Annotated in this window: 17 protein-coding genes; 12 read left to right on the top strand and 5 right to left on the bottom strand. The window is 31.6% G+C overall.

Annotated features, from left to right (window positions below; all coding sequences use genetic code 11):
- The first annotated feature begins 268 nt into the window (after nt 1-268).
- Nucleotides 269-712 carry an acyl-CoA thioesterase gene (locus tag B4J88_RS03275; protein ID WP_260392413.1) on the top strand — a complete coding sequence of 148 codons (444 nt, stop codon included), beginning with the start codon at nt 269-271 and terminating at the stop codon, nt 710-712.
- A 54-nt stretch (nt 713-766) separates the two neighbouring features.
- Nucleotides 767-1,972: an RsmB/NOP family class I SAM-dependent RNA methyltransferase gene (locus B4J88_RS03280; protein WP_038333863.1), complete on the top strand. Its 1,206-nt coding sequence runs from the start codon at nt 767-769 to the stop codon at nt 1,970-1,972.
- Nucleotides 1,973-2,035: 63 nt separating this feature from the next.
- On the opposite strand, the gene B4J88_RS03285 is transcribed toward B4J88_RS03280, so the two are convergent.
- Complete coding sequence (locus B4J88_RS03285) at nt 2,036-4,189, bottom strand: OmpA family protein (protein ID WP_291066367.1); 2,154 nt, start codon at nt 4,187-4,189, stop codon at nt 2,036-2,038.
- A 289-nt stretch (nt 4,190-4,478) separates the two neighbouring features.
- Here B4J88_RS03285 and B4J88_RS03290 point away from each other — a divergent pair, with 289 nt between their 5' ends.
- The 3 genes from B4J88_RS03290 (at nt 4,479) to mnmA (ending at nt 8,085) form a co-directional block, all read left to right on the top strand.
- The gene (locus tag B4J88_RS03290) at nt 4,479-5,345 is read left to right on the top strand and encodes a cupin-like domain-containing protein (RefSeq protein WP_125350158.1); all 867 of its coding nucleotides are present in this window, start codon (nt 4,479-4,481) and stop codon (nt 5,343-5,345) included.
- 165 nt (nt 5,346-5,510) lie between these two features.
- Nucleotides 5,511-6,827: a Na+/H+ antiporter NhaC family protein gene (locus B4J88_RS03295; RefSeq protein WP_219034557.1), complete on the top strand. Its 1,317-nt coding sequence runs from the start codon at nt 5,511-5,513 to the stop codon at nt 6,825-6,827.
- A gap of 64 nt (nt 6,828-6,891) precedes the next feature.
- A complete protein-coding gene (mnmA, locus tag B4J88_RS03300) occupies nt 6,892-8,085 on the top strand; it encodes a tRNA 2-thiouridine(34) synthase MnmA (RefSeq protein WP_219034556.1) in 1,194 nt (397 codons plus the stop codon).
- A 184-nt stretch (nt 8,086-8,269) separates the two neighbouring features.
- Here the strand turns inward: mnmA and B4J88_RS03305 are convergent, their stop codons facing one another.
- Nucleotides 8,270-8,923 carry a CDGSH iron-sulfur domain-containing protein gene (locus B4J88_RS03305; protein WP_219034555.1) on the bottom strand — a complete coding sequence of 218 codons (654 nt, stop codon included), beginning with the start codon at nt 8,921-8,923 and terminating at the stop codon, nt 8,270-8,272.
- A 161-nt stretch (nt 8,924-9,084) separates the two neighbouring features.
- Between B4J88_RS03305 and B4J88_RS03310 the strand changes: the two genes are divergently transcribed.
- Nucleotides 9,085-9,564 (top strand): GNAT family N-acetyltransferase, encoded by a 480-nt coding sequence (locus tag B4J88_RS03310; protein ID WP_219034554.1) that lies wholly within the window; start codon nt 9,085-9,087, stop codon nt 9,562-9,564.
- A 55-nt stretch (nt 9,565-9,619) separates the two neighbouring features.
- Here B4J88_RS03310 and B4J88_RS03315 read toward each other — a convergent pair whose 3' ends face one another.
- On the bottom strand, nt 9,620-9,832 hold the full coding sequence (locus B4J88_RS03315; RefSeq protein ID WP_260392011.1) for a DUF2071 domain-containing protein: 213 nt from the start codon (nt 9,830-9,832) through the stop codon (nt 9,620-9,622).
- A 223-nt stretch (nt 9,833-10,055) separates the two neighbouring features.
- On the opposite strand from B4J88_RS03315, the gene B4J88_RS03320 reads away from it, so the two are divergent.
- The gene (locus tag B4J88_RS03320) at nt 10,056-11,090 is read left to right on the top strand and encodes an alpha/beta hydrolase (protein WP_219034553.1); all 1,035 of its coding nucleotides are present in this window, start codon (nt 10,056-10,058) and stop codon (nt 11,088-11,090) included.
- A 43-nt stretch (nt 11,091-11,133) separates the two neighbouring features.
- Here the strand turns inward: B4J88_RS03320 and B4J88_RS03325 are convergent, their stop codons facing one another.
- Complete coding sequence (locus B4J88_RS03325; protein WP_125350164.1) at nt 11,134-11,625, bottom strand: metallophosphoesterase family protein; 492 nt, start codon at nt 11,623-11,625, stop codon at nt 11,134-11,136.
- A 34-nt stretch (nt 11,626-11,659) separates the two neighbouring features.
- Between B4J88_RS03325 and truA the strand changes: the two genes are divergently transcribed.
- The 4 genes from truA to B4J88_RS03345 all read left to right on the top strand — a co-directional run bounded on the left by truA (nt 11,660) and on the right by B4J88_RS03345 (nt 15,742).
- Nucleotides 11,660-12,415 (top strand): tRNA pseudouridine(38-40) synthase TruA, encoded by a 756-nt coding sequence (gene truA / locus B4J88_RS03330; RefSeq protein WP_125350165.1) that lies wholly within the window; start codon nt 11,660-11,662, stop codon nt 12,413-12,415.
- Entirely contained in the window at nt 12,402-14,162 is a 1,761-nt protein-coding gene (locus B4J88_RS03335) for an ABC transporter ATP-binding protein (RefSeq protein WP_038334120.1), read from the top strand. Before truA ends, B4J88_RS03335 begins: the two co-directional genes overlap by 14 nt.
- A gap of 77 nt (nt 14,163-14,239) precedes the next feature.
- A complete protein-coding gene (locus B4J88_RS03340) occupies nt 14,240-14,656 on the top strand; it encodes a hypothetical protein (protein ID WP_280062513.1) in 417 nt (138 codons plus the stop codon).
- A gap of 135 nt (nt 14,657-14,791) precedes the next feature.
- Nucleotides 14,792-15,742, top strand: a complete 951-nt coding sequence (locus tag B4J88_RS03345) for a LysR substrate-binding domain-containing protein (protein WP_038333906.1) — start codon at nt 14,792-14,794, stop codon at nt 15,740-15,742.
- A 59-nt stretch (nt 15,743-15,801) separates the two neighbouring features.
- Here the strand turns inward: B4J88_RS03345 and B4J88_RS03350 are convergent, their stop codons facing one another.
- Complete coding sequence (locus tag B4J88_RS03350; protein ID WP_038333912.1) at nt 15,802-16,920, bottom strand: calcium:proton antiporter; 1,119 nt, start codon at nt 16,918-16,920, stop codon at nt 15,802-15,804.
- Nucleotides 16,921-17,148: 228 nt separating this feature from the next.
- Between B4J88_RS03350 and B4J88_RS03355 the strand changes: the two genes are divergently transcribed.
- Nucleotides 17,149-17,460, top strand: a complete 312-nt coding sequence (locus B4J88_RS03355) for a DUF3817 domain-containing protein (RefSeq protein ID WP_038333915.1) — start codon at nt 17,149-17,151, stop codon at nt 17,458-17,460.
- The last annotated feature ends 80 nt before the right edge of the window (nt 17,461-17,540 follow it).

Here is a 17,540-nt window from a genome sequence, read left to right on the forward strand (position 1 = left end):
TAATACAAATGCACTACGGGTATAATAATCTAAATATTTAGAGTTTTTTATATCAGTCTTATTTTAAATAAAAAAGAATAATAAAAAATTTCTAAAAAGTTTTGGTATTTATTAAATTATTTCTAAATTTGACCATAGGTAGTAGAGAGTAAGATTGATTTTTTTTAATGTTAAATTTATACTTACTAGTGTAAGTTTTTTTTAAAATCAATTGGGTTTAAGCTGAGGAGCTTAAACCCGTTTTTTTTTTTATACAACTTTCTTATCTTTGAGCAAAGATATCTACAAAATGGCTCGTATAAAATTAGATTTTTTAGACAAATTTTTATTTTCAACAATAATACCAGTACGCATAACTGATCTCAATTATGGAAATCATTTGGCAAACGATAAAGTATTGTCCATTATACATGAATCGCGAATTCAGTTTTTTCAACATTATGGCTATTCGGAATTAGATTTTGGAGGTGTAAGCGTGATTATGGGTGATGTTGCGATTGAGTATAAAAATCAAGCTTTTTATGGCGATGAATTGTTGATTGAGATTGGTGTGCAAGATTTTTCGCGTGTTAGTTTTGATGTAATCTATAAAATTTCTACAAAAGATAAATTAATTGCAAAAGCGAAAACAGGAATTGTGACCTTCGATTATCAGCAAAATAAAGTGGTTGAGGTTCCTCAAAAGATAAAAGATCTTTTTGAAGTTGTATAATCTTATAAATTAATTACGCTAATCATTTAAGTCTTTGTAAATTTGCACCGAGTTATGAAGATTTTACCATATAAAAATTTATTTGTCGGAATTACCGACACATTGCAACAAATTTTCTTCGAAGGAAAATATGCAGATAAAGAAGTTGAGCGAACATTGAAATCGAATAAGCAATGGGGAGCGCGCGATCGTGCTTTTATTGCCGAAACGGTTTACGATTTAGTTCGTTGGAAACGTTTGGTTGAAGGGGCAATGAGCCGTCCGCTTTCTCCTGATACAATTTGGGAGTTTGTTGGAACTTGGTTTGCTTTAGATCCAGAGCAAACGTTACCAAAATGGGAAGAATTTCAAAAAATCTATCCAAAAGAAGTCTTGAAAAGACATCACAATTCGTCTAAAAATATTGCGGTTGCAGAATCGTATCCAGATTGGATGTTCGAGTTAGGAGAGAAGTCGTTGGGAAATCGTTGGTTAGATGAAGTGCATGCAATGAACTCGCAAGCACCAACAGTTTTACGTGTGAATTCCTTGAAAACAGACCGTAAAACATTACAAAAAGCGTTGAAGGAGCGTAGAATAAAAACGAAAGTTTTATCGAAATATCAAGATGCTTTAGAGCTTGAAGAGAAAACAAATATTTTCCGTACAGATGAATTTCAGAATGGTTGGTTTGAAGTTCAAGACGCAGGATCGCAATTGATTGCGCCTTATTTACGTGTTCAGCCAGGAATGCGTGTGGTAGATGCTTGTGCTGGTGCCGGAGGAAAAACATTGCATTTAGCTGCTTTGATGGAAAACAAAGGGCAAATTATTGCAATGGATTTGTACGATTGGAAATTGAAAGAATTGAAACGTCGTGCAAAACGTAACAATGTTCAGAATGTACAAACAAAGGTGATTGAAGCAAAAACAATCAAGCGTATGGAGAATTCTGCTGATCGCTTATTGATTGATGCACCTTGTTCTGGAATGGGAGTTTTGAAACGTAATCCTGATGCAAAATGGAAATTAAGACCAGAATTTATTGACGAAATATTAGCAACACAAGAAAAAATATTAGCTGATTATTCTAAAATCATTAAAGTTGGTGGAATGATGGTTTATGCAACTTGTTCTATTTTACCACAAGAAAATGAGCAGCAAGTAGAAAAATTCTTGAAGAATAATCCAAATTATAAAATGGTTTCAGATAAAATGCATTATCCATCTCAAACTAATTATGATGGATTCTACATGGCTTTGATTGAAAGAATTTCTTAAGCTGTTAATTATTATAAGATACAAAAGACTAAGTGAAAGCTTGGTCTTTTTTTGTTACAATAATTATTTTATCTTAAATCTAACTCGTCTATTTTCAAAATTTTTCCAGTCAATACAATTTGCAGCAGGATTGCATTCTTTGTGTTTCAAGTCTGAAAAACCTTTAGCGGAAATTGAAAATCGATTTTTATTTAAGCCTTTTTCTATCAAATAATTCAACACAGCGTTTGCTCTTCGTTGTGATAAATCTATATTGTAAGATTCTGTTCCAACCGCATCTGTATGACCTTCGATAACAAAATGATGTGATGGATTTCGTTTCATAATTGCAACAACTTCATTCAATTTTGGATAATCAATAGCTCTGATTTCAGCTTTATCAAAATCAAATTCGACGGTTTCCATTAAATAATTTGAATAATCTTGAACATAATTTCCAATCTTTTTATCACTCAAATTGCTTTCTGGACAACCATTTCCAAAACGATTTCCTTTTATATACGGACATTCATCTTCGATATCCATCACGCCATCGCCATCTGTATCATAATCATTGTTGTAATTTTCTATATTTCCTTTCTGGATCAATAAATTATAAGGTGTTGAAATGTTAAATTCAGTTCCAATTTTCTCAATTTCTTTTCGATATCGTCCATCTTTTTTGCACATTTCACCGCAACGTTCCTCATCTTTTAAGAGATAATCAATTTTTTGTTTTGCCCAATAAAACTTAATTGCTTCGGTAAATTCACTTGGATTTGGTTGTTTGATTTCAAAATTTTGAGTGAAATTTTGGTTCGATTGATTACCAATAATTTCTATTTTTTTTGGATAACGACGATTACAATCGCGTGAAACAAAATTGACAGAATTTTGAGCTAAATACGTATTGAAATTCTTCGGAAACGTTTCGTTGAGGTTGATTTGGGATGATTGAACTTTAAGATGATAAATAGAAGAATTCAAAACAGCTTGCAGAAATTGTGTTATTTTCTGATTCAATTCTCTTGGTTCATTGACCGTAATCGGAAGCGTTCCTGTTGCTAAACTTATGAAATTCATCGCATGATAGTCCAATTCCTTTCCAATTCCTAATGTTATAAATTGAGTATCTTTTGCATAATTTCGGAGTGAATTGTAAACAGTTTCATTCAAATTCATCGCTCCATCAGAAATAATTGTAATGATTCGTTTATAATTTTTATCAAAAGGATTTTTCTGAATTTGTTTGATTGTTTCATCCAATAATTTTTCGCCAGTTCCATTCAAAGAATTAATTTTTTCTAAAGCTAAATTGATGTTTTCTTTCGTTGGAAATTGAGAAGAATTAAAAATTAATTCATTTTTCGTAGAATAAACCAACATATTAAATTTATCTGTTTCGTTTAGATTTGGAAGAAGTTGATACATCAATTTTTTGGTGGTTTCAATTGGTTGATTCATCATAGAACCAGAAGCATCCAAAACGAACAAAAATTCTCGTGGAGCATTATATTTAGAAGGATTATTTGCAGGTTCAATTGTTCCTAAAATATAATCGCAACCATTTTCAGTAAACGTTTCAATTCCGGTTTGTAGTTCATTTTTTGTATAAGCATATTGAAGAGTTGGAATCTTTTTATCGGAATTTTTTGAAACATAATTTCGATCATCTTCCTTTGAAAATTTTAAATCAGAAACAATTTTTGAAATCGGAAAATTTCCCGAAAGATGAATATCTGAATTTATGTTTTTCGGAAAACCATTCAATTGATTGTTCCAACGATGAATTTGGGTAAAAGATTCTGTTCGTTTCACGATAAATTCTAAAAACGAAACTTGATAATTCAAATTATTTTCTTCAACAATTTTCGAAACTTTTAGCTTAATTTTTAGTGTAGCATGTGCAGGAATTTTTCCTAAATCTAATTGTAAAACTTGATTGTTTTGTTGATTTTTAAAAATAGTTGAAGCATCAATATTTTTTAACTCTTTTCGAATATCTACAATCGATTTGGATTGAATTTCGAAAACTTTATCATTTACAAAAGCTTTTAATTCGTACACATTTTGAGAAGCTTGATAAGGATAAATAAATTTAGCCGAAATATCTTCCGAAGAATTGTTCTGAAAAGTAAAATTATGACTCAAATTACCCAATAAATGATGAAAATTATAGTCATTTTCGAGAGAAATTGCTTCTATTTTTTCAAAATCTTCTTCATTTTGAAGTTCCAAATACGGAAAAATTTGCTGTGCACAACAAAATGTATTCAGTAGAATAAAAAAAATGGAAAAAAATAGATTTTTTGTGTTCAACGAATCGATTTTAAAAATTCAATGTAAAGATAATGAAAGAATTGATGTGTTTTCTATCATCAGTTATAGTAAAGTTCAATGTATATTAAATAAATCATCAAATCAGAAATAATTATTAAATCATATTTAAAAAAGATTGGTTTAATAATTGCTTCTTTCAGATTTAACAAAAAAGTTAAGTAAATTTGCACTTTATTTTACATAAAAGATGAATTTTAATTTCACAGAAGTTGAAAGAGTAGAAAGTATTTCTGCAAAAGATTTTCAGAAATATTACGTTAAACCTCAAAAACCAGTTGTAGTAGAGCGAATTACAGAGGATTGGCCTGCGTACGAAAAGTGGAATTTTGAGTATATAAAACAAGTTGCAGGCAACAAGGTTGTCCCTTTATACAATAATGATCCGGTTGATTATACGAAGAAAGTAAATGAACCAGTAGCAAAGATGAAAATGTCTGAATATGTAGATTTGTTGCAAAGTGAGCCGACAGATTTGCGTATATTTTTGTACAATTTGATGAGTCAAGTTCCGCAATTGCAACAAGATTATAAAATGCCAGATTTGGGTTTGAATCTTTTCAAATCGATGCCAATGTTATTTTTTGGAGGTGAAGGATCGAATGTTTTTATGCATTATGATATCGATTTAGCGAATATTTTGCATTTCCATTTTGCAGGAAAAAAACGTTGTATTATTGTTCCGCCAAAGGATTCGAAATACATGTACAAAATTCCGCATTCGGTAATTTGTAGAGAAGATATTGATTTTGATAATCCTGATTTTGATAAATGGCCAGCGCTGAAAAATATAAATCCGATGGTTGCAGACCTAAAACACGGAGAAATGCTTTATATGCCAGAAGGTTGGTGGCATTATATGAAATATTTGACGCCAGGTTTTTCGATGAGTTTGCGTTCGTTGGCACATAAACCAAAAAATTTGTCCGAAGCGATTTATAACATATTTTTGATGCGTACATACGATAATGTGATGCGAAAAATAAAAGGTAAAACTTGGATTGAAGAAAAAAATGAGCGCGCAATTACACAAACAAATAAATTAATTGCGAAATAAAAATACAGTTTTTAGAAAATTTTTCTAAATGAAGGAATATCTTTCGAAAGATGTTCCTTTTTTTATTCTACTGTCCTAAAAACTTATAAATCAATAAATATTTGATTTTCATGTTTTAAAATTTCGATAGATATTTGCAGAATATTTTTCTGAATTTTTAGTAATATGATCATAAAAAAAGGAAATTTTTGGGCTTTATTGCCTTTAATCATTTTCATACTTGTCTATTTTTCGGCATCTATTTATCTGAACGATTTTTATTCTGTTCCAGCATTGGTTGTTTTCATGTTAGCATTAGTAATTGCATTTGTTCAATTCCCTAAGGTTTCATTTCATACGAAAGCCGAGGCTTTTTGTAAGAATGCGGGTGAAGAAACCATTATGTTGATGATTTTAATTTTTCTTCTCGCTGGAGCGTTTGGAAGTTTAGGATCTACAATTGGTGCTGTAGAATCAACAGTGAATTTATTTTTGAATTATCTTCCTTCTTCCTTTATTGTAGCAGGTTTCTTTTTGTTATCTTGTTTTATTGCGACGGCTTTGGGAACATCGGTTGGAACAATTGTAACTGTTGCGCCGATTGCAGTGCAAATGGATAAAATGATTCCAGGTTCTATGCCAATTTTGTTAGGAGCAGTAGTTGGTGGAGCGATGTTTGGCGATAATTTATCATTTATTTCTGATACAACAATTGCTGCAACACGTACGCAAGAAGTGAGCATGAAATCTAAATTTAAAACTAATTTTCGAATAGTAGTTCCAGCAGCTATTGTTTCGACGATTATATATTTTTCACTTTCTCAACATTTTGACACAACCAATTTTCAAGGAAAACAGTTAGATTTTGACTTGATTTTAATCTTACCTTATCTATTAGTTTTTGGACTAGCAATGTCTGGAATTAATGTGATTTGGGCTTTAATTGTAGGAATTCTTTCGTTTCTTGGAATTGGTTTGTTCTATTCTGGTGTTCCTTTACTAGACTTAGTTTCTTCTATTAATGAAGGTTTTAAAGGAATGTTTGAGTTGAGTATTATTTGTTTAATTATTGGTGGAATTGTTGGAATTATTCGTTTGAATGGTGGATTAGATTTTATCATTTATCATCTAACCAAAAATATTAAAACAAAACGTCAGGCTGAGATGAGTATTGCGTCGCTTACAGCTTTGGCGAATGCTTGTTTGGCAAATAACACGATTACAATTTTGATTTGTGGTAAAATTGCAAAAGATATTTCTGATCATCATGATTTAGAGGGAAAACGTGTGGCAAGTATTTTGGATACGGTTTCGTGTTTTGTACAAGGAATCTTACCTTATGGTGCGCAAGTTTTGGCAGCGGTTGCAGCTGCAAATACAATTTCAAGTGCAACAAAGGTTTCTTCGGTTGATGTGTTATCTAACTTATATTATCCATTTTTAACTGGAATTTGTACGCTTATTTTTATCTTATTTTTTCAGCCAAAATCATTCAAAAAATAGATTGATGTATGATATTCATTCGTCGAATATTATTTTATAACTTTGTAGACTGAAATTTTTTAAGATGAAAAGAGTTGTCGTAGGACTTTCTGGAGGAGTAGATTCAAGTGTTACAGCCTATTTGCTAAAAGAGCAAGGCTATGATGTGATCGGATTATTTATGCGTAATTGGAACGATGCATCGGTAACGTTGGAAGATGAATGCCCATGGATAGAAGATAGTGCAGACGCTTTGTTGGTAGCTAAAAAATTAGATATTCCTTTTCAGGTAATTGATATGTCTGATTCGTACAAAGAACGTATTGTAGATTATATGTTCAATGAATACGAGCAAGGAAGAACACCAAATCCTGATGTGTTGTGTAACCGAGAAATTAAGTTCGATTTGTTTTTGAAAACAGCTTTAGAACTTGGTGCAGATTATGTAGCAACAGGGCATTATGCACGAAAAACTTCTACAATTGATGAAAATGGAAAAGAGATTTTTCAATTGTTAAAAGGTAACGATAACAATAAAGATCAATCGTATTTCTTGTGTCAATTGTCGCAAGATCAATTAAGCAAAGCATTATTCCCAATTGGAGATATAGAAAAACCAGAAGTAAGAAGAATTGCGCAAGAGCAAGGCTTGGTTACAGCGAATAAGAAAGATTCGCAAGGTTTATGTTTTATTGGAAAAGTTAGTTTACCTGAATTTTTGCAACAACAATTAAAACCAAAAGAAGGTGTAATTGTAGAAATAGCCAAAGATTGGAACGGATATAAAAGAGAAATTCCAACTTTTGAAAATAAATATGAAGCATTAGATTTCGAAGCAAAAGGTTTCTCATACAAACAAGAAGACGGAGATATTGTAGGTAAACATCAAGGCGCACATTATTTCACTCGCGGTCAACGAAAAGGATTGGGAGTTGGAGGAAAAGTAGAACCTTTGTTTATTATTGATACAGATGTAGAGACTAATGTTATTTACACAGGTCAAGGCGCTGATCATTCAGGTTTATTGAAGAAAGCATTGTTTATAAAAGAAGAGGAAGTACATTGGGTTCGCGAAGATTTAACTTTGAAAACCGACGAAACAATGGAAGTGATGGCGCGTATTCGTTACCGCCAACCTTTGCAAAGAGCAATTTTACACAAAGCTGAAAACGGAATGTATGTTGAATTTGAAAACCCTCAATCTGCAATCACAGAAGGTCAATTCTGTGCTTGGTATGTTGAAGACGAACTTTTAGGCTCTGGTGTAATTAATAATTAAAAAATATAAACATCATTATTATATTGAACGCTCAAGATTTTCTTGAGCGTTTTATGTTAATATCATTTATAAAAAAAAATCCTTTTACTTTTTGTTGCTTTGGTAAACCATCTTGAAATCTCATCTAAGCATGTGTTCCATCACAAAAAGACTAATTAAAAGATTGTCCACAACGGCAAATTGTTTATCGATTTCCCACTTCGTAATATTCGCCATTCGCACTTTTTAGCGGAATTCCTCCCCATAACGCATAAGGACCGCTCAAATCATTCGCAACATCTTCAATAATTCCAATAGAAGCTGAGGTGTTATCGTTTTCAATTGGTTGATTATTTTCATCCCAAACAATCAATCGTCCAGAAGGACAATGATGCGCCATTTCAATACTCAAATTAACAGAGTTGTGTGTGGAATCTTGGACTTGATTCCAAATACGTTTTCCATTATCACAAAATCGAGCAAAAGCACATAATTTCTCGTCATCAGTAAGTGAAATAACAGGTTCTTCTATAACTTCTGCAGTTAATAATTCGGGATTAAAAGTTGCTCTTTCAGTTAAATCAACATTATTTTCTGCTGCTTTTTTATGCGAACCATCACAATAAGGTTTGTGTTGAGATAATCCACAACGGCAAAGATAAGTTGTATCTTTTGCTTCAAATTTTTCTCCTTCTTGGTAATTGACAGAAATTCCTTGCTGATTTGGAATGATAAACTGCTGAACAATTTTAGGTTTTCCGTGCAAGATATAAGATCCATTTTCTGTGATTTCTATATAGATACCATCTGTATTTTGACTTGTTCCTATTTGAATATTTAACTTGTTTTGATCATCCATAATTGTAGATTTAGACTGATATTTACTACAATTTAAAAACTATTTTGGTTAGAATGAGTTTAAATTTTGTGCAGTAATTGACTATAATTTAATAGATAAAGGTTGTTGTTTTTACATAGGATTTAGAATGTTTTGATTACTTTTATTTGAAAATAATGATTATGCCAACAATTCAACTCAAACATACAGAAATTAAACATCACAATGCTTTGTTATATCATTTACCAGAAGATCAAATTTCTTTTACAGCCTTACCTAGCGAGACTTTTGAGCGTTTGAAATTACGCACAGATGGACATGCAAAACCAATTACAATTTTGTTAGATGATGAACCAATTGGTTTTTTTGTGTTAGACTATGGTGACGATAAATTGGAGATGACGAATAATACGAATTCGTTGTTGTTGCGTTCTTTATCAATAAACCCTGAGTTTCAAGGAAAAGGTTACGGAAAAATTTCGATGAGTTTGATGGATGATTTTGTAAAAGATAATTTTCCAACAATTGATGAATTGGTTTTAGCGGTTAATTTCAAAAATAAATCAGCATATGATTTGTATCTAAAAGTTGGTTATATAGATGATGGTTCTCAACGAGAATGGTTCAATGGAATGCAACATTTATTGAGAAAGAAAATTTAATTGTTAAACTTTATCCTTTTCCAAGCGACAACTTGCACACCTTCTGAATAATGCATTAAATCTGGTCTCGAATCGATGAAAAATAAATACCAGATTTTCCATTTTTTGTGAGATATGTTCTCAAATTAATTTCGTCAAAATCAGAAGTAGGAGAGAGTGCAGGCAAAAAACGAGGTCGAATTTTTTCCATTGTAAATGCGATAATTGAGACCCAATCAGAATCATTTATTTCATCAATTTCTAAATCTTTTGGAACTAATTCTCTCAAAATTTCTTTGTCAATTCTGTAATGAAAAAATAACGCTCTGTTCCATTCTTGATAATATTTCCATCGTTTTGTTGGGTCATTTCAACCACGATGATTTTTTTTCGGTTAGAATTTGTTTGATCGTATATTTCACTTAAAACCTTGTTAAACTTATGGTTGAAGGTGCAAAATCTATTGCGAAATAAAGAAAATTGTAGTTACTTCGCATACCAATTTTTATCATATGAAAAACTTGTTTTATATCTTCGTGATTAGTTTTTTAACGTCATGTGCAGCAATACATAATGTGCCAACTTCTCAGAATCCAAATAATTTTATTCAACCGAATACAACAAGTTCTTTTGTGGATCAAAACGGAAATTTTTACCCAGATAATTGGTTGAAATCGTATGGTAAACCTCCTAGAAATGCAAGTCGTAGAGATTATTCGTTGATGAAAATTGCGACTGAAAACAACTTTCAAAATCAATTAACTTCTTATGAAAGTTTGCGTTTAAAAAATATCGAAAAAAGAGTTAAAAATAAGAAACGTGTCATCATTTTTGTGCATGGAATTGATAATGATTATTTGTTTAGCCTGAAAAATTACAATAAAGCCAAAACTTATATGAATATTAATTCTTCGAATGATGAGGTGATTAATTTTTATTGGGATGGATTGGTGAACGAGAGTCTTTTTGGTACTGCAAAAGTTTGGGTAAGTGCAACGACAAATAGCCAAATGGCGGGTGTTTTCGGGCTTCGTAGAATTTTGAATGTCATTCATAACAAAGACGTTTATTTGATTTCGCATAGTCGTGGCGCATCGGTTGTTTTGAGCTCGTTGGTGAATCCTTCGTTGCGTGAAAGTGAGATAAAACGTGCTGAAACTGCGCATCATGTCGATTTTACGAATGCAGAAACTTTGTTAGAAAATAATAATAAAATTTACAGCATTATGTTGGCACCTGCGATTGGAAAAGTTGATTTCACATTGGATAATAATCAATTAAAAACCTTTACACCTCAGTTAAAACGCATGCATATCACGATAAATAATACGGATTATGTATTAGGGAAAGGAAAGATTGGGGTTTTATCTCGAAGCTTGATTGCGACAGATTTTGGTTACAAAAAAGATTTATATGATGAACTTTCTAAAAATTATACATTCTTAGAAGAAACAGATTTTTCTGGACAAGATTCGCACGAATTTAGAGAATATATCACTAATTCGAAGTTTGTTACTATTCTGAAAGAATTCAAGTTGGCGAAATAAAGCGAAATGCGAACTTCGAATCTCGAAATGCGAGATTCGAAAATCATTTCTTAAATTCAATCACTTCCAAATTTTCAATTTTTCCTTTATTCAACTCAAACCGTAACATTGTACGAACTTTCTGAAAACCGTGTTTACCAACTGCGCCAGGGTTCATATGAATTAACCCTAATTGTTTATCAGGCATTACTTTTAGAATGTGTGAATGTCCACAAATAAATAATTTTGGAGGATTTTCTGTGATTTCTTTTCGTATTGTAGGATTATATTTTCCTGGATAACCGCCAATATGTGTAATCCAAACATCAACACCTTCTAACGTAAATCTGTTGTTGAGCGGAAATTCTGCGCGAGCTTTATTATCATCAATATTTCCATAAACAGCACGCAAAGGTTTTATTTCAGCTAATTTATCGGTTACAGAAATATCGCCAATATCGCCAGCATGCCAAATTTCGTCTGCTTGTTGCGCATATTCCAAAATTCTATCGTCGATATAAGAATGCGTGTCCGAAAGTAAAAGAATTTTCTTCAAAAGGTTGTATTTTTGTTGCTCAAATTTACAACAATTGCGATATTTTTTAGAATTAGCATACAACGGAAAAAATTATTTTGGTTATCAAATTCAACCCAATCAAATTTCGGTTCAAGAAGTTATTGAAGATAGATTGTCTAAAATCTTAAGAAAAGAAATTTCGATTGTCGGAGCAGGGCGTACAGATTCTGGTGTTCATGCGAAAAAGATGTTTATTCATTTTGATTATGAAGAAGAATTATCGGTTGATATAATCAAAAAGTTAAATTCTTTTTTACCAAAGGATATAGCTGCTTATCGTTTATTTTTGATGGATGATGAAGCGCATGCTCGTTTTGATGCAACTTCGCGTTCTTACAATTATTTTATTTCACCTTTCAAAGATCCTTTCGCGTTTGATAGTGCTTGGATTTTTAACCGAGAATTGGATATTGAAAAAATGAATGAAGCAGCAAAATTGTTAATTAAGCAAGGAGATTTCGGAAGTTTTGCTAAATTACATACCGATGTGAAAACAAATATTTGCGATGTAAGGGAGGCATTTTGGCGCAAAAATGAAAACGGACAATTGGTTTTTCAAATCACTGCTGATCGTTTTTTGCGAAATATGGTGCGCGCAATTGTTGGAACATTGGTTGAGGTTGGATTAGGAAAAATTTCTATCCAAGATTTTGAAGAAATTATTGAACAAAAACAACGTTCTTCGGCAGGAGCTTCGGCGCCAGCGCAAGGATTGTATTTGGTAGATGTTCAATATCCAAAAGAATTATTTAAAAATGAGTTCAAATAACGAAAATACATCGTTTGATTTTAATGGATTAAAACGTGTTTTACAAATCGGGGCGCAAAGCAAAGTGATGTTTTGGTCGGTGGTTTTTGTCGCGGTTTTTAGTGCGTGCTTTTCTGTTTATCGTCCGTATTTAACGGGGAATATCATCGATGATTATATTCAGACAAAAGATTTACCAGGGCTTCAAATGCAAATCGTGAAACTATCTTTGGTATTAGTTTTCGAAGGAATTTTGTCCTTTTTTATGGTTTATTTAGCGAATGTTGTTGCACAGCGAGTTATCCGTTTGTTGCGTGTTCGTTTGTATAATCATTTGATAAAATTCAAGCTTGGTTATTTCGATAAAACGCCAAATGGCGTTTTGGTGACGCGTTCAGTTTCTGATATTGAAACGATTGCAGAGGTTTTCAACGACGGAATTTTAGTGATGTTAGGCGATGTATTGAAAATCGTTTTCATCGTTTTTGTGATGTATTGGATGAACTGGGTTTTGGCAACGGTTGTGATTGTGATTCTTCCGTTGATGATGATTATTACACGATTATTCCAAAAAGCATTGAAAAATGTATACCAAGAAGAACGTACAATTGTGGCGAAATTAAATACGTTTGTGCAAGAACGATTAACAGGAATGAATATTATTCAGGTTTTTAATCGTCAGCAAGCAGAATATGACAAATTCGTTTCGATTAATAATGATCTAAAGAAAAATTATCTAAAAACAGTTTTCTATTTTTCATTAATGTTTCCTGTTGTCGATATTATTTCGGCTTTAGCAACAGGAAGTTTGATTTGGTTTGGAGGTCTTAGAACTGCTGTTTATGGAGATGTTTCTGTCGGAGATTTGATTGCTTTTACACAATATGTTACGTTGTTAACTGCGCCAATGCGTGCAATTGCAGAACGTTTCAATACCATTCAGCGTGGTTTGGTAGGAGCAGATCGTGTGTTCAAAATTATTGATGATGATCAAACGTTGCCAGATAATGGAACAATAAAATTGGATCATGTAAAAGGTAAAATCGATTTTGAAAATGTGAAGTTTTCTTATGTTCCGAATAATTTAGTATTGAAAGGAATTTCTTTTTCGACAAAACCAGGAGAAAAAATTGCAATTGTAGGTGCGACAGGAGCAGGAAAATCCACAATTATTAATTTATTGAGTCGTTTTTATGACATCGATTCTGGAACAATTAAAATAGATGATGTGAATATTCATGATATGGAATTGAAGAATTTACGTCAACACGTTGCGGTTGTTTTGCAGGATGTTTTCTTGTTTAATACAACGATTTACGACAATATTGTTTTAGGAAATAAAGATATTTCGTTGGAAGAAGTACAAAATGCTGCGAAAATTATTGGAATTGATAATTTTATCATGTCACTACCAAAAGGCTATTACAGTGAGGTAAGCGAGCGTGGTTCGACACTTTCTGTAGGTCAACGTCAATTGATTTCGTTTTTGAGAGCATATATTTATAATCCAGAGATTTTGGTGTTGGACGAGGCAACGTCTTCTATTGATACAGAGTCGGAAGAATTGATACAAAAAGCTACTGATAAGCTAACGCAAGGCAGAACTTCTATCATCATTGCGCATCGTTTAGCGACGATTCAAAATGCAGATAAAATTATTGTGATGGATAATGGAATGATTGTTGAGCAAGGTACACATAACGAATTGTTAGCTCAGAAAGGTTATTATGCCAATTTATATGAAGTCCAATTCTCGAAAGAAAATTAAAAATTTAACAGAAATAAATCGTTAGATTTGTTTAACTTGAACAATCAATAATATTAACTTTAAAACTCTAATTAAAAATGAAAAAATTATTTTTAGCTGCTGCAGTATTAGGTGTAGTTTCTTTATCTTCTTGTAAATCTGAAAAAGAAAAAGTAGATGCAAAAGTAGAAAATACGCAAGAAAATGTAGCAAATACAGTAGAAGAGCAAGTAGAAGCTGGAAAAGAGACAATGGATAAAGTTGCTGATGTAGCAAAAGATTTACCAACTTTCTCTGATCCAAAAATTACTGAATTTGTTGGGAAATACAACAAATGGGCTGCTGATATGAAATTAGCTGCAACTGCTGGTGATGCAAATAAATTAGCTGAATTGACAAAACAATCAGTAGATTTTCAAAAAGAATTACAAGGTTTTACTCAAACTTTGAAACCAGAAGATGCTAAAAAATTACAAGATTGGACAGCTGAAATTCAGAAACAATTAAACAAATAATTAAATTTATATTTAATGATAAGCTCGAATTTATTCGAGCTTTTTTTATGGATTAAATTATGATTTATGATATAGATTGATAATATAATAATGTATATCTTTATCACAAAAATTTATAGATATCAATTTTTATATATGACATTAGTACAATTACAATATGTGCTGGCAGTGGCTGAGCATAAGAACTTTACAATTGCTGCTGATAAATCCTTTGTAACTCAACCAACATTGAGTATGCAGATTCAGAAATTGGAAAAAGAATTGAATATTGATATTTTCGATAGAACATCGCATCCAATCAAAATCACTCAAATTGGAGAGAAAATTGTTGCGCAAGCAAAAACAATTTTAATGGAAGCTAACCGAATGAAACACTTGGTAAACGAAGAAAAAGGTTTATTAGAAGGTGATTTCATTATTGGTGTTATTCCTACTGTTTTACCTTCTTTGGTACCTTTATTTTATAAAACATTTCAGAAAAATAATCCGAAATCAAATCTTATTATCAAAGAATTGCAAACGGATAAAATTATAAAAGGAATAAAAGATGGTTCGTTGGATTTTGGTATTGTGGTTTCGCCACTTTTCGAAGATCAAATTATCGAAAAACCTCTTTATTATGAACCATTGGTGGCTTATGTGCCAAACGGGCATCGCTTATCTGACAAAGATAAAATCAATGAAGATGATCTAAACACTTCTGATTTATTAATCTTGCAAGAAGGACATTGTTTCAGAAATAATGTGTTGGCTTTATGTGATACTTCAAATCTAAAAAATCGTCCGATTAAGTTAGATTCAGGAAGTTTTGAAGCTTTAGTTAAATTAGCAAACGATGGATACGGAATGACTTTGTTGCCTGCTTTGGTTGCAGATGATTTGCCACAAGAATATAAGAAATTTGTCAAAAACTTTGAGTCGCCAGTTCCAACGCGAGAAGTTTCGTTGATTTTTCATCAATCTCAATTAAGAGATTCTTTCGAAAAAGAGTTAATCAATACAATTCAAAGTATTTTGAGAGGAAAAATATTCTTAGAAAAAGATCAAAAATTAGATTCGAATATGGTTTCTTTACCAAAAAAATAAAAACAAAAAACGACTCAAAATTAAATTTTGAGTCGTTTTTTTATGTCTTCAAATTTCCTTTAAGGAACTATTGTAGTAAATAAATACGTGGCAAAAAGTGTTAATAAAACAATTCCTTGCTGAATATTTGTTCGACCAGAATTTAATGATAAATAAACAGTGAACAAGGATAGTACTAATAAGATAGATGATTTTGCATCTATTCCTAATGTAACTTCTAATCCTGTGAAATAACAAACAATTGCTACCGCAGGAATCGTCAATCCAATTGATGCTAAGGCTGAACCTAAAGCTAAGTTAAGACTTGTTTGTAAACGGTCTTGTTTTGCTGCTTTATATGCCGCTAAACCTTCTGGTAATAAGATAACTCCGGCAATTATAATTCCAACCAATGATTTTGGAGCGCCTAAATCCATCACAATTGTTTCGATGGTTGGCGATAATTTTTTTGATAACAAAACCACTGCGCATAAGGCAACTAATAATAAAACCAAACTCGAAATCGTTGTAAGTAAATTTGGTTTTTCAACATGCAATTCTGATGTTACATTATCTTTGCTACTTTGTGGTAAGAAATAATCTCGGTGACGAATGGTTTGGACAGAAATAAATCCGCCATATAAAATCAACGAAATAATTGCTACAAAAATTAATTGACTTGTCGAAAATTCTCCTCCTTTTTCTGAAGTTAAAAAATTAGGTAAAACTAAGGTTAATATAGATATTGCAACTAAAGTAATTAAAGCAGTTGAAACACCTTGTTTGATAAAATTTTGTTCTCTATAGCGAACTCCTCCAGCCAATAAACAGATTCCGATAATTCCGGTAAGAATGATCATTACAGCAGCAAAAACGGTATCTCTAGCCAAAACTGAAGGAAAGCCGGTAGGTTCGGACATCATTAATGAAACAATTAACGAAACTTCGATAACTGTAATGGCTAAGGCCAAAATAATGGTTCCGAAAGGTTCTCCAACTTTATGCGCTACAACTTCTGCGTGATGTACAGCTGATAAAACGGCTGAAATTAAAATGATTCCTAAGACTCCAGAAAACCACATCTGATCTTTAAATCCTTCGGCTATAGTTAGTGAAAATATGGCAAGAATGGGACAGATAATTGTCCAGTAGGGTAAAGCTAAATTGAATTTTTTTGAAAGAAAATTATCTACGTGCATTAATTATGAGGTTTTGGATTTTTACAAATTTAATAAATAATATTGATAATTATTATGCATAATTATCATAAATAATAATAATTATAACATTTAATTATCATAAATAATAATAATTATAACATTTAATTATCATAAATATTAATAGTTATTTCAATAATTGAGTAAAAATAACCTTTTTAACTAATGATTATCATACCTCTACTATCAATAAACGATTAAATTTGCAAAATGTTAAACGTATCTGACGAAAAGTTAAAAAAATGGTTTAGCACATCATGTGTGTGGGAAACGATAAGTTGTACGCTCTTATTTTTGGTCGCAATGCCAATTAAATATCAATTCGATTATGTGTTGCCAATGCCATTTGCCGGTTGTTTTCACGGTTTTTGGTTTACAGCTTACTTGATTTTACTTTTTAGAGTCAGAAGAATATATAAATGGGATGACGAAGACTTTATCATTTATGTGATGTACGCATTTATTCCGTTTGCAACTTTGGCGGTACATAAAGTAATAAAAGAGGATAAAAATAATAGATAAATAAAAAAAACGGTTTCTTTTTGAAACCGTTTTTTAATACCCATATATTTTACGCCATTTAGCTACAGTATTTCGACTGA

Source organism: Empedobacter sp. UBA5036 (assembly GCF_002415215.1).
In the GTDB taxonomy this organism is placed as follows: domain Bacteria; phylum Bacteroidota; class Bacteroidia; order Flavobacteriales; family Weeksellaceae; genus Empedobacter; species Empedobacter falsenii_B.

Excerpts from the sequence above, each read along its gene's own strand:
- B4J88_RS03280 (WP_038333863.1), top strand. The coding sequence starts at position 767 with ATGAAGATTTTACCATATAAAAATTTATTTGTCGGAATTACCGACACA.
- B4J88_RS03290 (WP_125350158.1), top strand. The coding sequence starts at position 4,479 with ATGAATTTTAATTTCACAGAAGTTGAAAGAGTAGAAAGTATTTCTGCA.
- B4J88_RS03295 (WP_219034557.1), top strand. The coding sequence starts at position 5,511 with ATGATCATAAAAAAAGGAAATTTTTGGGCTTTATTGCCTTTAATCATT.
- mnmA (WP_219034556.1), top strand. The coding sequence starts at position 6,892 with ATGAAAAGAGTTGTCGTAGGACTTTCTGGAGGAGTAGATTCAAGTGTT.
- B4J88_RS03305 (WP_219034555.1), bottom strand. The coding sequence starts at position 8,923 with ATGGATGATCAAAACAAGTTAAATATTCAAATAGGAACAAGTCAAAAT.
- B4J88_RS03310 (WP_219034554.1), top strand. The coding sequence starts at position 9,085 with ATGCCAACAATTCAACTCAAACATACAGAAATTAAACATCACAATGCT.
- B4J88_RS03320 (WP_219034553.1), top strand. The coding sequence starts at position 10,056 with ATGAAAAACTTGTTTTATATCTTCGTGATTAGTTTTTTAACGTCATGT.
- B4J88_RS03335 (WP_038334120.1), top strand. The coding sequence starts at position 12,402 with ATGAGTTCAAATAACGAAAATACATCGTTTGATTTTAATGGATTAAAA.
- B4J88_RS03340 (WP_280062513.1), top strand. The coding sequence starts at position 14,240 with ATGAAAAAATTATTTTTAGCTGCTGCAGTATTAGGTGTAGTTTCTTTA.
- B4J88_RS03345 (WP_038333906.1), top strand. The coding sequence starts at position 14,792 with ATGACATTAGTACAATTACAATATGTGCTGGCAGTGGCTGAGCATAAG.
- B4J88_RS03350 (WP_038333912.1), bottom strand. The coding sequence starts at position 16,920 with ATGCACGTAGATAATTTTCTTTCAAAAAAATTCAATTTAGCTTTACCC.
- B4J88_RS03355 (WP_038333915.1), top strand. The coding sequence starts at position 17,149 with ATGTTAAACGTATCTGACGAAAAGTTAAAAAAATGGTTTAGCACATCA.